This window comes from Xenorhabdus innexi (genome assembly GCF_002632485.1).
Classification (GTDB): Bacteria; Pseudomonadota; Gammaproteobacteria; order Enterobacterales; family Enterobacteriaceae; genus Xenorhabdus; species Xenorhabdus innexi.
This window is the reverse complement of sequence record NZ_NIBU01000003.1, coordinates 141692-155832: the sequence shown is the minus strand read 5'-3', so window position 1 is coordinate 155832 and position 14141 is coordinate 141692. Positions and strand designations below refer to the sequence as shown.

Below are 14141 nucleotides of genomic sequence, written 5' to 3'. Positions count from 1 at the left end.
TGTGTATAGGTCATAGTGCATTTTCCTTTGGCGAGAAAGATGCCTACTATAGCAACTGACCGCCTTTCTTAGAAATTGCACTTATTAGTCGAATCCAAGATTTCTGTTTATGGTAAACCCATCTACGACAGAGTATGGCATGAAGTTTCCATCGGCTGGATTCTGGTGTACTTGTCAAAAGCGACCGGCCTTTATATACTTTCCAATCAGGCCGGAGTTCCCATAAATAATATTATGACCTTTTGTGGAACTCCGCTGACAATACTGATGATCCTATTTAGTTTCTATTGGCCCAGATACCGTTGGCGCTCATATCGTAAAAAACAGGAACGCAATAAATCGGAGTAAAGTTTTATCTTCATATGGATATTGTGGATTTTAGTCTGACATTCTTTTTTCAATATAATTCACAATAGTGTCATTTGAATTATTTCCAAAAATATCATGAGAAAAATCAGGGGGGATTTTTTCTTTTAAAAGAAATTGTTCAATCATTCCTATAGCGCGTTTTATTTCCACAGGATTATTAATAAACGAATCTGTGCATTTTTTCAGTAATGCTAACCCCTCTCTTTCTGGTAAGTATGAGGGGATTTCAGGATAACCGCATTCCGGCTGCCATAAGAAACCATATTCAGGCGGGTAATAATGTTGCAGATAGACCTCCAACTGTAATTGCTGGCTATAATTTTGTGGAGGTAAGAAAAAAACATCTTTATTCAGTGCCACACATTCATAAAATGTTGTCAGCCCCGGATTAGATAATACTTTACGCGCTCGATGTAATTTTTGTAGAAAATCATGCCTTGAAAAACAACCAACATGAATATGTGGGTGTGTTTTCGCCAGTATATTTTCCAGATTTAAAATAGTTCTTCCACCGCCTGCAATCGTAATATCAGTTTCATTTTTCAGACTGGGAGTTGTTAGTAACTCCTGAAGAAAATGCTCATAAAAACCTGTTGTATCGGTGTAAACCGTATCAATACCACCGAGAGTAATTAATACTCCTTCTTGTGGAGAATCATCCACTATGTATTGTTGCAAAGAATCAGAAATAATCGGTGGTATAACTTGGTAATCACCCAGTTTATCAGCAAATTTTGTAATGTTTCGTTCTATCCCATGAAAGTTCTGAATGAACGTTTTTTCAGTTTGGTGCAGATCAACATGAAGATTACCCCACATCCAGAACAAAGTATCAATATAGATAATGGGTGTACCCAATTGTGCAACAAAATTGATCGAACCCGGACTTGTGTTATTAATGTAAAGACTTGCTCCTGAGATAAGCTCAGAATAGCGAGAAAGCTCAGTAACTGAAGTAGTATCACATTCATAAATAATATCAAATAAATTAGACTTTTCGCCTAATTGAGAAGAGGTTAGTGTACCTAATAAAATTAATTTAGTATCTGATGTTAATTTATTGCGATACTTTAATTGCTCTACTATATTTAATGTCGTGGATATTGGACCAAAACAGAATGGTTCTGCATCAAAAATGATATATGGAATATTTTTTAACATATTATTGTCTCATAAATTAATATTTACATTTTATCATCGCCACTTTATTTTCAAAAAAGTAATATAATATTTTCAATTTGAAACGTTTTATCTGTATATCATTATTTAAATGTGAAGAAAATAATATTTTTTTATTCCAGCTATCAATTAGATTTCCAAAAAAAATCATAAGCTCATCAGTATACAATCGTGTAATGTATTAACCGTCATTTGCAGCTCTTGCTGATAGTTTTCCCAACCCGCTTCTTCCCCAGTCAAGTAACTCTGCCGAGCATCGGCTAAAACTGAGGCTTCTGTGGCAGGGAGACGAGCAATCGCCCAATCAGCAGCAGCATCTTTCGGGACAAGTTCACCTGTCACTAATGTTCGCCACATACGCACCATCGTCAGCAGAACATTTCGTTCATCTCCCTGTAGGGTCTCAATTAAATTAGGCAGAATGTCTCTAATAGCCCGGCGAATATCCTGCTGTGAAACCGCAGGAAGAAAACTTTTCGCACTCGGGCCAATCAGAGGTATAGCTTCCCGCTGTGACTGAGCCAGTATCAAAGTAAATTCCGGGTCACAAACTGAGTCGGGAATCTCCTTAACCTCATACTCATGACGCAACCACTCACCGTAAACAAATTCACTTCGGGCAGGATAAGGTAAAGTGATAAGATCAGTATGCAGAAAAACAATCAGTTCAATAGGACGACGACCATCAGGATCAGTCGGATAGCGGCCTGATATTTTCATTAAATCAGCGGCAAGAGATTGACGAACCTCAGATGTCATCGGCTGGTTAATGACGACCAGTAAATCTACATCACTGCGGGGACGAAGACCGCCAGATACCGCCGAACCATGAAGGTAAGCCGCGACCAACGACTCCGCCAGCCGCTTCCGAACAACTAACAATGCATTATCTGCTTCGGATGGAATAACCACTAAACGATCTATTCTCGATATACTCAAAGATGAGTTTATCGCTCGCATATTCAATTAATTGTTCTCCACAGTTAGCTCAGAACAACAAAAAACTCCCCGGAGTGAGGAGCCAATATTTGAGGGTCAGGATAGGTCTTTATTACGTGACAGCCATAGAGAAAGAGCCTTTAAAGAATCAGGCGTAAACTCATCGCAGCGGGCGGTAATTTCTTCAGGAGATAACCAATAAACCGCAGAGACTTCGTTTTCCTGTAATGCAAACGGCCCGTGGCTGACGCAACTGAATAACCCTCCCCATATGCGGCAAATTTCTTCTTCGTAATAGAAGATCCCATGTTCAGCAAAAGGAATTCCCGCAATTCCCAACTCTTCTTCAGCTTCACGACGGGCAGATTCAAGCAACTGTTCTCCCGTTGTCACGACGCCACCGGCAGTGGCATCCAATTTGCCGGGATAAAAATCTTTTGTTTCTGTACGGTGCTGAACCAATATTTTTCCCATACCATCATGCACAACAATATAAGTTGCCCGATGCCTCAGATTTTGATTACGCATTTGCTGACGGGTTGCCTGCGCGATGACTTCATTTTCTTCATTGACAATATCAACCCACTCAATAGTTCCTGACTGTTCTTGAGTCATCTTAAAACCTTTACACAATATAATATGCCGCTTTTTGTTTTCATGGAATTTTACAGACAAATAGGATCAATGATAATGTATACCAATCGCCATTGAAGATCCTTGATTTCTTATCCAAGTCCGATCATGCTTGCAACCATGAAAATTCATCTGACACCAGAACAAAAACGTGCTCTCGAATTAATGCATGATACCACTCGTGATAGCCGAGTCTGTGATCGCATCAAGGCCGTTGTGTTGGCATCAGAGGGCTGGACATCTCAGATTTAAGTGGTTCAATCATCCGTTCAGTGATTCAGAAAAAAAGGCGTCATAACAACTCCATCTCATCACTACCATAAAGCCTTCTTGAGTCGATGCCTTTACTACGACAGGCAGCAACAAACTGATTTGACTCTATAATCGGCCCAGAATCGTCTTCATAGCTAATGCTAGAAATAAACGTCAGCCAAGGTTCCGCTCCCATTGCGTAAATATAAGCCCCTTGTGGAGAGAAATGGTTGACAATGTTGAAAGCATGTTCAAAACCGCTGCCGTTTAATCGGCGTGACTGGTTATTTATATAGGAAATAGGTTTAGTATAAAGAGGGCCATATAGCCATGACATTGGTGCTCCAGCACATTCCATACCAATAAACAAATAATCGATATTGCCTACTATTTGTCTGAGCCTCTCATAAAGTTTATCTTCCAGGTTATTGGAATCAGCGGCAAACAGGAAACGTTTATCATATAATTGCACACAGAAGGCAAGTTTACTTCTCACATCCAAATCGCCATGCTCGCCTAAGAAGGGTAATCCTGTTATACAGCCATTGCCGAAATTGATTGTTTGCAGTTCTGCCAGTTCGATGACATTTTCAAAACCAATAGCGTTTAATGTCAGCCGCAATGACGGGTCTTGTAAGTCTCCGCCAGAACTTCGAGGTACGACAATCGTCTCTATCTTATGTCGTAACTGTAACAAGGTTTCAAGCATCACATGATCCTGATGGTTATGCGTCAGTACCACATAATCGATTTTTTCAGGTAAGTCATTGAAGGTATAACGATTGGTGTCGCTTTCCAGAGGGTAACTGACGATAGGGTCTGTCATTATAGAAACGTTTTTGGTTTGCAATAATATCGCTGCATGACCAAAATAACGCACTCTAACCCCTTCCCCTTTATATTCCCGATCCGCTTTTTGTTCAGGGGGAAAGGTTGTAAAAAAGCGTTTAAACAGTGCTCGTTGCGACGTCGATAACGTATTTGCTGCGCTGTCCAACCATTGATCTAGTTGTACTTCCGTTACACCTTGGCTGCGCATTGCAAACAACTCATCCCAGAGGGTACTTCGGAAAGGGATAGATAAATGGAGAGAATTGTCACTGACCAAACGGGGGCTACTTAATGTAAAAGCGCGCCCATCAGCACAAGATTCAGAAAGGGAAATACTTTGCAGCGTCTCATCATAGAATTCACTGAAGTAGAACAAAGGCTCAATAAAACGAATTTTAGGATTATCGTTCAAATCATACACTATCTCGATATATCCTTTTAAAATATCGTCAACCTGATCATAAAACGACTCCAGAGAATAACCCGTGGCTTCCTGCTGTAATAACCTGTCCAGTTTTTTAATGGCCTGAACCAATTCACGATGTTTACTCAGCCGGGTTTTAGTGCGATCAATCAAATCCTGTATTGCCGTTACATCACTATTATTTTCCAAAAATGCCCCACCGCGTAATGCCGATTTTTTAGATGCAATTGCATGTAGATCCGGTGCTTCAATGTAGGATTCAAGGACGCGTAAATGGTGTTCGTTGATATAAGCCGCTGTAATAGGTTGAATCAGAAATGACCAAGCATACCACTGATTCCAGAGCGGTTCGGCAATAACATTGCCTTTAAGATACAGTTTATGATTCATCAAACGGACTCACTCTTTAAGTTATGGCGTATAATCTGCGCTAATACAGTTTGGAGATCGCTCTCTATACCAATGTGACTTGAAGATGCAGGTTTTAAAATCTGAAAGTTGTCAGCCAGTCGAGTCGTAAGGCTTGGGCAATCATCTGAGATGTCCAGCCCTCTGATGCCAACAGAACGGCCTTGATGCGATCACAGACTCGGCTATCGCGAGTGGTATCATGCATTAATTCGAGAGCACGTTTTTGTTCTGCTGGTGTCAGATGAATTTTCATGGTTGCAAGCATGATCGGATTTGGATAAGAAATCAATCATCTTCAATGGCGATTGGTATAATGAATCCAACATTAATCCCAATGTTATTATTACTAGAGGTTATAATGATAGACTTATATTACGCTCCTACCCCCAATGGTTATAAAATCGCGTTATTTCTTGAAGAAACTGGTCTCCCTTATACAATTCACCCAATCAATATCAGTACCGGTGAACAGTTTACTCCAGAGTTTCTGGCCATTTCACCCAATAATAAAATCCCGGCTATTGTCGATCATCAACCGGCTGATGGCGGAGAACCCGTATCCATCTTCGAATCAGGGGCTATTTTGCTCTATCTGGCAGAAAAAACCGGGAAACTATTGAGCAAAAATGCACGGGAACGTCTCCAACAATTACAATGGCTATTCTGGCAGGTTGCAGGGTTCGGCCCGATGCTCGGACAAAATCATCACTTTAACCACTATGCTCCCGAAGTTGTTCCCTATGGCATAAATCGTTATGTAGAAGAAACCAAGCGATTATACAAAGTGCTTAATACTCAACTGGAAAAAACGCCCTATCTTGGTGGTAATGACTACAGTATCGCAGATATTGCTACTTATCCGTGGGCGTACTGTTATGAGCATCAAAAAATTAATTTGCAGGATTATCCCGCTGTTGAAAAATGGTTAGAAAAAATCAGCCTGCGCCCTGCAACACAGGCGGCTTACAATAAGTAAATATGTCCATTATCTTTCAAGCGGCCTCATTGCTGGCTACCCCACCCCGGTAATAGCTACTGCTGCCGGGGTTCACTCTGTTACCACCACAATACAGTTTTCAATATATTGGGTAATTTATTTATCTGCGTTAATTTTTCACCTGAAAACTTGATGTCGATAACAGATAACAGCAGATCTCGCTGCTGCATACCTCATCCCTTGCTATAGTCAGTCATTGATTATGCTTTTCGTCTTTCAGGAGACAACCTCATTGTGTGCCTGAAAAATACCTGATATACCCGCTTTTGCTTTGTTCACAAGGAGTGGTTATGCATATTTTAGTTACAGGGGGAACCGGACTGATAGGCCGACAGCTAGTCTATCAATTACTTTCACTTTCCCACTCCATCACTGTTTTGAGCCGTTCCCCTCAAAAAGTTTATTCTTTATTCAGTGATCAGGTGGAGTGCTGGACAACCTTGAATGACAGGAACTGTCTGGATGGATTCGATGCTGTTATCAATCTTGCCGGTGAACCTATTGCAGATAAGCGATGGACACCAAAACAAAAAAATAAACTCTGCCAGAGCCGCTGGGAACTAACTGAAAAATTAAGTTCGCTGATCAGAACGAGTGAATCGCCCCCTTCTGTTTTTATCTCCGGTTCCGCCGTCGGATATTACGGTGATCAGGGGCAGGCTGTTGTATCCGAAGATGATCCTCCCCACGATGAATTTTCCCACCAGCTTTGTGAACGTTGGGAAAAACTGGCCTTACAGGCTAAAAGTGAAAAAACCCGGGTATGTCTGTTGAGGACAGGTATTGTTCTGGCTCGTCATGGAGGAGCTCTCCGTAAAATGTTGCCTATGTTCCGTCTCGGGCTTGGAGGAGCCATAGGCAGTGGCAGACAATACATGCCATGGATTCATATTGATGATATGGTCAACGGTATTTATTACCTGCTGATTTCATCTGAACTGGATGGCCCTTTCAATATGACCTCGCCCTATCCTGTTCATAATGATCAGTTCAGCGCAATATTGGCGAAAGTACTGCATCGCCCTGCTGTATGCCGGGTTCCTGCTTTTGTATTAAAAATAGTGATGGGAGAAGCAGCAGCACTGGTACTGGGCGGGCAACAAGCTATTCCAAAGCGGCTGGAGGAAGCCGGATTTGGCTTCTGCTATTTTGAATTAGAAGAAGCCCTGAATAATTTACTGACGGAAAACGTCAGATGATATTGAACACCGATGTTTTAAATACTGACAGATTTTACACCCTGCCAGCGATTGAATAAATCTTCTGGCAGGTTGATATCAAACTGATCAAGCACACGGTTAACTGTCTGATCAATAACGTCCTGAATAGATTCAGGCCGGTGATAAAATGCAGGCACTGGCGGCATGATGACTGCCCCTATTTCAGCCGCCTGAGTCATTAACCTTAAATGCCCCAAGTGCAATGGCGTTTCTCTGACGCCCAGCACCAGTTTACGCCCCTCTTTCAAAACAACGTCGGCAGCTCGGGTGATTAAACCATCCGTGTAACTATGCACAATGCCTGACAACGTTTTGATGGAACAGGGTAAAATCACCATCCCGGATGTCTTAAATGACCCCGAAGAGACAGAAGCAGCAATATCTCGGCTATCGTATACAACATCGGCAAGAGACTGTACTTCACGCAGGGTATAGTCAGTCTCCAGTGCCAGTGTCTGCCGGGCTGACTGGCTGATGATCAGATGTGTTTCAATACCCGCTACAGGCTGTAAGACCTGTAGTAACCGGATGCCATAAATTGCACCACTTGCCCCTGTCAGACCGACGATCAGTTTTTTCATGTGTCCCTCAGTAATACCGGAAATAACTAAAAAGATACCCGTCGTCTTTCAAGCTGCCTCTTTGTTGGCTGCGCTCATTCACCCCGGTCACATAGTCATCTATGCTCCCGGGGATTACTGAGAGGCTCCTGCCTCTCTCCAGAGGCCAGCCTTTAGCTGGGCAAATTCGTTCCCGACGAATTTGTCATTCCATACCGCCGCGACGCAACTTGAAATCCATAGGGTATGAGATTGTTATCCTTCATTATATATTTCCAGACTCTCAATTTCGCTCTGTCCCTGTAATTTCATGGCATCATCTTTACGGAGGTTTTCCAGATAATCGAGATAAGTCTGATCAATGTCCTTCGTAACATAGATACCGTCAAAAACTGAACATTCAAATTTCTCAATATCCGGGTTTTCTTCACGCATCGCAGTGACTAAATCCGAAAGATCCTGATATATCAGTGCATCAGCACCAATGAGCTGGCGAATTTCGTTAACTTCGCGGCCGTGGGCTATTAACTCATTGGCGGTTGGCATGTCTATCCCGTATACATTCGGGAAGCGGACTTCAGGCGCAGCCGAAGCAAAATAGACTTTTTTGGCTCCGGCTTCACGGGCCAGTTCCACTATTTGCTCTGAAGTTGTACCACGGACAATGGAATCATCCACCAGCAAAACATTTTTACCACGGAATTCCGCGCGGTTGGCATTCAGTTTACGCCGGACTGATTTCCTGCGTTCATGCTGACCGGGCATAATGAAAGTGCGTCCGACATAACGGTTTTTGACAAACCCCTGACGATAAGGTTTATCCAGAATATGGGCGATTTCCAGTGCGATATCGCAGGAAGTTTCAGGGATCGGGATAACAACATCTATTTGTAAATCTTCCCATTCACGGGCTATTTTTTCCCCCAGCTTTCTTCCCATCCGTAACCGGGCGTTATAAACGGAAATTTTATCTATAAAGGAATCCGGACGGGCAAGATAAACAAATTCGAACAGGCAGGGAGTTAGTGAAGGATTTTCTGAACACTGGCGGGTAAATAATTGCCCTTGTTCAGTAATATAAATGGCCTCACCAGAAGCGACATCCCGCAGGAATTCAAAGCCTAAAGTATCGAGCGCCACACTTTCCGATGCCACCATATATTCACTGCGACCATCTTCCAGTGTACGTTTCCCTAATACCAGAGGCCTGATCCCGTTCGGATCACGGAAAGCTACCAAACCATGTCCGATAATCATGGCTACACACGCATAAGCACCCCGGATTTTCCGGTGCATTGCTGCGACAGCCGCAAAAATATCATCTGGCTTCAATGGGAAATGTGGGAATTGAGTTAACTCATCGGCAAAAACATTCAGCAGGATTTCAGAGTCTGACGTCGTATTGACATGGCGACGGCCATTTTGAAACAGACTTTTTTTCAGTTCCGACGCATTTGTCAGATTGCCGTTATGTGCCAATGTAATACCAAAAGGTGAATTCACATAAAAAGGCTGGGCTTCAGAAGCACTGGAACTCCCCGCTGTCGGGTAACGGATATGCCCAATTCCGATTGCTCCCTGTAAACGTAACATGTGTCGTGTTTCAAACACATCTTTAACCAAACCATTGGCCTTACGTAAACGGAACTCATTGTTACCATCAATAGTCGCAATACCTGCTGCATCCTGTCCACGGTGCTGAAGCACCGTTAATGCATCATAAATCGACTGGTTAACCGATGTAAAACCAACGATACCAACAATACCGCACATGTAGTCTTTCCTCATCAGTCAGGCGGAGAAAGCTATTTCTCCGGTAGGAAACTCGACGCATTTTGCAGGTAGTCAAAAAACCACCTGATAATTTGACTGAACTGAGGGATCAACTGCGACTGTTGCCAGTCTGCACTTTGGGGAAGCGGAGTAAATGAGTCTGCAATAAACAAGATGGCAGAAACAATTAATACACCACGCAATGCCCCGAAACAGATCCCCAGAACCCGATCAGTACCTGATAAGCCTGTTCGCTGAACAAGTGAGCCAATCACATAGTTTACGACTGCACCAACAATCAGTGTTGCAATGAACAAGATAGCAATCGCGACCCCATTGCGCACCAGCTCATCTCCAAGACGGGTAAAATAAACCGCCAGATAAGTATAGAAGTGGCTTGCAACAAAGAAAGCACATCCCCACGTGATCAGTGAAAGTGCCTCACGAACAAACCCACGGATCAGACTGACCAGTGCAGAGAAACCAATAATGGCAATAATTGTATAATCTATCCAGACCATATTTTAATCCAAAACAGGCTCCCGACTTTCAGGTCGGGCGCATTCTAACAGAAAACGAAAACGTTTGCGTAGCAGATTTATCACTCTGCTATTAAAAATAATTTAAGGAACCGCTCATCTCCGCCTGTACAAGCGATGGCATGATGAAGGGTTCCGGATCTTTTACGGCAGGGTTAGATTCGGCGTCAAAGATCATTATGTTATGGCGTGTAATTTTTAATTTGCCCTTGTAGACCTGTTAATTCTTTCAACTCAGGCAAAATAGCCCCTAACGTCTGTCGTGAAGCATTAGGCCCGACATAGATTCGGGTTAACTGACCTTGTACCGCAGAAGAGGGAACGGTATAGACCTGATGACCTGAAAGACGCAGTCTGGCGACGATTTCATTCACTTTATCCGCATTTTTCAATGCCCCAAGCTGGACCACATAAGCAACCGCCTGCGGTGCCTGTTCAGCAACCCGGGATTTCACTTCCGGCTGACTTTCGGTACGACTTTCAGCCTTAACCTGCGGTTTGGTTTCTGCCTTATGAACAGCCGAAAGATCAGGTTTGGCCTGTTCTCCGTTATCTTTCTTCGTTGTGGCGGGAGACGCTGTCATCGGTACAGGCTCCGGTGCTGACGAACCGTATAATGTATCCGCACCTACCATATCTGCACCTGACTGCGACTCCTGTGCTTGTACCTGCATCGCCTCTGCCGCTCCTTCCGGAGGGGCAGATGGCATACTTTGTGTCAGTGGCGGAATCGAATCAATATTCTCTTCATCACCCGGCTTAGGCACTAATGGAATAGAAGCGAATTTTTCCTCATTGTATTTCTTATCGCCGTCCAACAGCATCGGCAGCACGATGACACTCAGTGCCACAAGAACGATGGTTCCGACTAAGCGATTTTGAAATTTACTTGCCACGTCCCTTTATCTCCTCCAATGACTCCATAACATGAGCAACCGTATGGAAAGAGCCGCAAACCACGATAATATCCTGCTCTGCCGCGTCTTTCACAGCCTGATGCCATGCCTGCTTAACATCTGGAAATATCCGGGCAGCGGGAAGGTGTTCAGCCAACTCACCCGCTGCTGCACCACGAAATTCATGTAATGAGGCACAATACCATTCATCAATTTGCCGGGTAAGGCAGGCCACTGTTCCCGCAATGTCTTTATCATGCAACATGCCGATAACTGCCCGTACTTTACTGCCCGGCAAACGGGGTAATTCCGCCAGCTTTTGTGCCAGGTATCCGGCTGCATGGGGGTTATGTGCCACATCCAGAATAATGCGTGGCGCTTCCCCGATAATCTGAAAACGCCCCGGTAACTGAGCACATTTCAAGCCTTCATGAATAGCCCGTTCATCAATAGCCTGACTGACCTTATCATTCTGCTGTAACAGACAGTGAATGACACCCAGTGCAGTTGCAGCATTAGCCAGTGGCAAATTAGGGATCGGCAGCGAATTAAATTGCCGATCTGCTGTTCGCCAGTGCCAGCACGTTTTTTCCTGAGAAAAATCCCAGTCCTTCCCTGTGCGGAACAGTTTTGCCCCTACTTCCTCGGCAACATCAGCAATAGCATGAGGCATATCCGGTTCACCAACGACAGCAAAGTGCCCCCGACGGAAAATACCGGCTTTTTCGCGCCCGATATGCTCACGATCTGCCCCCAGCCAATCCGTATGATCCAGTGCAATACTGGTCACAGCGGCAATATCTGCATCGACAATATTAGTGGCATCCAGACGCCCCCCCAGCCCCACTTCGAGGATCACGACATCAAGAGCAGACTCTTTGAAGAGCTGCAATGCTGCCAATGTTCCGTATTCAAAATAGGTTAAGGAGATATCACCACGCTGGGATTCTATGTCAGAAAATACACGGCAGAAATCCTGCTCTGTCGGTTCGCTACCCTGAATACGCACCCGCTCGGTATAACGCACCAGATGCGGCGAGCTGTAAACGCCGACTTTCAGACCCGCAGCCAGAAAAATAGATTCAAGCGTATGACAGGTTGTGCCCTTACCATTCGTACCGGATACCGTAATGACTTTCGGAGCCGGATGTAATAAATCCAGTTTACCGGCAAGCATACCAATGCGCTCAAGCCCCATATCAATTGCTTTTGAGTGCAGATTTTCAAGGTAGGAAAGCCACGTCGCCAATGACGACGTGGCTTGAGGAATTTGTAAAATATCAGACATCTTCTTTATTAGGGTTGATGTTTATGTCAACTTCGACGTCAGCAGGTTCGGCAACAATTTCTCCTGTTACCTCTTTTTTCGCGTCGGGATGTGGCTGATTAGTCAGCATAGCAAGCAGACTGGCAACTCTTTCCCTCATTTCCGGACGACGCACAATCATATCAATCGCGCCTTTTTCCAGCAGGAATTCACTGCGCTGGAAACCTTCCGGCAATTTTTCACGTACAGTCTGTTCAATAACCCGTGGGCCAGCAAAACCGATCAACGCCTTAGGTTCTGCAATGTTAACGTCTCCCAGCATCCCAAAACTTGCAGTCACACCGCCCATCGTCGGGTTAGTCAGCACACAGATATAAGGCAAGCCACGATCCTGCATTTTGGCTAATGCAGCACTGGTTTTTGCCATCTGCATCAGTGACATCAACCCTTCCTGCATTCGTGCTCCGCCACTGGACGTAAAGCAGACAAACGGACAATTATCTTCCAGTGCCTGTTCAACCGCACGCACAAAACGAGCACCCACAACCGAACCCATTGAGCCACCGATAAAAGTAAACTCAAATGCACCTGCCACAATCGGCATATCATGTAATGAGCCTTTCATTACGATCAGGGCATCTTTTTCCTGAGTCTGCTTCTGAGCCGCTGTCAGACGATCTTTATATTTTTTGGTATCACGGAATTTCAGGATATCTTTAGGCTCTAATTCGCTGCCTAACTCTGTTGTACTTCCCTCATCCAAAAATGCCAGCAAACGCTGACGGGCAGAAACACTCATATGGTGGTCACATTTCGGACACACGCCGAGGTTACGCTCTAACTCAGCGCGGTAAAGCACCTGACTGCAACTGTCGCATTTAGTCCAAACTCCTTCAGGGATGCTTGCCTTGCGAGTTTGCATAATTTTGCTTTTGTTTAGAATCTTTTCAATCCAGCTCATTAATGAACCTTTCCGTCTGATTCTGGCGTATACCTTGGACTGCATTCCCTCGGTATAGGCCAGCTTTTGTTTTACGTGCCATTAAACCACAATGCCATAGCAGTGTGGATAAAAAACTGCTCAAACCTGTTTGTGGCTATCTATTATTTTTTGGCTATCTAATTGTTATCTGCCGCTTTTTTAGATGCAGCCCGACGATGACGCCAAATTTCAATCACACCAGGCAAAATAGAAATAAATATAATTGCAACAATTAATAATTTCAGATTCTGCTGGATAATCGGCATGTCACCGAATAAATAACCGGCATAAGTGAACAATAATACCCATATAAGTGCCCCAATAACATTATAAGCCGCAAAATGTCGGTAAGACATTTTACCCATTCCAGCAACGAATGGAGCAAATGTTCGGATGATTGGCACAAATCGCGCCAGAATTATCGCTTTTCCACCATGTTTTTCATAAAATTGATGAGTTTTGTCCAGATAACTACGCCGGAAAATCCGCGAGTTTGGATTGTTGAATAGTTTCTCACCAAAAATACGACCAATAGTATAGTTTATAGCATCTCCAATAATTGCTGCGGCAATTATCAATGCAGCCATAATATGTACGTTAAGATCGTTAGAATCCAATGCCGACAGCGCTCCCGCTACAAATAACAGCGAGTCTCCCGGCAGAAATGGCGTAACTACCAACCCGGTTTCACAAAATACAATTAAAAATAAGATCCCGTATACCCAGTCGCCATAAGTGGCAACTAATTCAGCTAAATGGGCATCAATATGCAAAATAAAATCAACAATGAACTTCGCGAAATCAATAAAATGAGTAAAAAACTCCATAATATTCCTCGTGTGCTCAAACTTCCCTGTCATCATTCGAAA

General features: G+C 43.8%; 13 protein-coding genes and 2 pseudogenes. 3 read left to right on the top strand and 12 right to left on the bottom strand.

The annotated features are described in order from the left end of the window. Positions 1 to 378: 378 nt before the first annotated feature. The 3 genes from Xinn_RS02450 to yfcD all read right to left on the bottom strand — a co-directional run bounded on the left by Xinn_RS02450 (position 379) and on the right by yfcD (position 3102). On the bottom strand, positions 379 to 1530 hold the full coding sequence (locus tag Xinn_RS02450; protein WP_086956159.1) for a hypothetical protein: 1152 nt from the start codon (positions 1528 to 1530) through the stop codon (positions 379 to 381). Positions 1531 to 1695: 165 nt separating this feature from the next. Continuing rightward, complete coding sequence (locus tag Xinn_RS02445; protein ID WP_211285996.1) at positions 1696 to 2460, bottom strand: aminoglycoside adenylyltransferase family protein; 765 nt, start codon at positions 2458 to 2460, stop codon at positions 1696 to 1698. A 123-nt stretch (positions 2461 to 2583) separates the two neighbouring features. Next, the gene (gene yfcD / locus Xinn_RS02440) at positions 2584 to 3102 is read right to left on the bottom strand and encodes an NUDIX hydrolase YfcD (protein ID WP_086956157.1); all 519 of its coding nucleotides are present in this window, start codon (positions 3100 to 3102) and stop codon (positions 2584 to 2586) included. A gap of 138 nt (positions 3103 to 3240) precedes the next feature. Here yfcD and Xinn_RS02435 point away from each other — a divergent pair. Further along, positions 3241 to 3363 (top strand): annotated as a pseudogene (locus Xinn_RS02435) (IS630 family transposase); the annotation flags it as partial. Between the two features lie 49 nt (positions 3364 to 3412). Here the strand turns inward: Xinn_RS02435 and Xinn_RS02430 are convergent. Continuing rightward, positions 3413 to 5017 (bottom strand): MBL fold metallo-hydrolase, encoded by a 1605-nt coding sequence (locus Xinn_RS02430; protein ID WP_086956156.1) that lies wholly within the window; start codon positions 5015 to 5017, stop codon positions 3413 to 3415. Positions 5018 to 5117: 100 nt separating this feature from the next. After that, a pseudogene (locus tag Xinn_RS02425) lies at positions 5118 to 5291 on the bottom strand (IS630 family transposase); the annotation flags it as partial. Between the two features lie 105 nt (positions 5292 to 5396). Here Xinn_RS02425 and Xinn_RS02420 point away from each other — a divergent pair. Both Xinn_RS02420 and Xinn_RS02415 read left to right on the top strand, forming a co-directional pair. Continuing rightward, positions 5397 to 6014: a glutathione binding-like protein gene (locus Xinn_RS02420; RefSeq protein WP_086956622.1), complete on the top strand. Its 618-nt coding sequence runs from the start codon at positions 5397 to 5399 to the stop codon at positions 6012 to 6014. Positions 6015 to 6325: 311 nt separating this feature from the next. Continuing rightward, the gene (locus Xinn_RS02415) at positions 6326 to 7234 is read left to right on the top strand and encodes a TIGR01777 family oxidoreductase (protein ID WP_086956154.1); all 909 of its coding nucleotides are present in this window, start codon (positions 6326 to 6328) and stop codon (positions 7232 to 7234) included. 17 nt (positions 7235 to 7251) lie between these two features. Here Xinn_RS02415 and Xinn_RS02410 read toward each other — a convergent pair whose 3' ends face one another. From Xinn_RS02410 to Xinn_RS02380, 7 genes are all read right to left on the bottom strand, one after another. Next, positions 7252 to 7836 (bottom strand): UbiX family flavin prenyltransferase, encoded by a 585-nt coding sequence (locus Xinn_RS02410; protein WP_086956153.1) that lies wholly within the window; start codon positions 7834 to 7836, stop codon positions 7252 to 7254. Positions 7837 to 8070: 234 nt separating this feature from the next. After that, positions 8071 to 9588 (bottom strand): amidophosphoribosyltransferase, encoded by a 1518-nt coding sequence (purF, locus tag Xinn_RS02405; protein ID WP_086956152.1) that lies wholly within the window; start codon positions 9586 to 9588, stop codon positions 8071 to 8073. A 32-nt stretch (positions 9589 to 9620) separates the two neighbouring features. Beyond that, entirely contained in the window at positions 9621 to 10109 is a 489-nt protein-coding gene (gene cvpA / locus Xinn_RS02400) for a colicin V production protein (protein ID WP_086956151.1), read from the bottom strand. 200 nt (positions 10110 to 10309) lie between these two features. Next, positions 10310 to 11023, bottom strand: a complete 714-nt coding sequence (gene dedD, locus Xinn_RS02395; RefSeq protein WP_086956150.1) for a cell division protein DedD — start codon at positions 11021 to 11023, stop codon at positions 10310 to 10312. Beyond that, positions 11013 to 12311: a bifunctional tetrahydrofolate synthase/dihydrofolate synthase gene (gene folC / locus Xinn_RS02390; RefSeq protein ID WP_086956149.1), complete on the bottom strand. Its 1299-nt coding sequence runs from the start codon at positions 12309 to 12311 to the stop codon at positions 11013 to 11015. The genes dedD and folC overlap by 11 nt, the downstream gene beginning before the upstream one ends. Then, positions 12304 to 13251, bottom strand: a complete 948-nt coding sequence (gene accD / locus Xinn_RS02385) for an acetyl-CoA carboxylase, carboxyltransferase subunit beta (RefSeq protein WP_086956148.1) — start codon at positions 13249 to 13251, stop codon at positions 12304 to 12306. Before accD ends, folC begins: the two co-directional genes overlap by 8 nt. A 158-nt stretch (positions 13252 to 13409) precedes the next feature. Then, a complete protein-coding gene (locus Xinn_RS02380; protein ID WP_422645988.1) occupies positions 13410 to 14099 on the bottom strand; it encodes a DedA family protein in 690 nt (229 codons plus the stop codon). Positions 14100 to 14141: the final 42 nt, after the last annotated feature.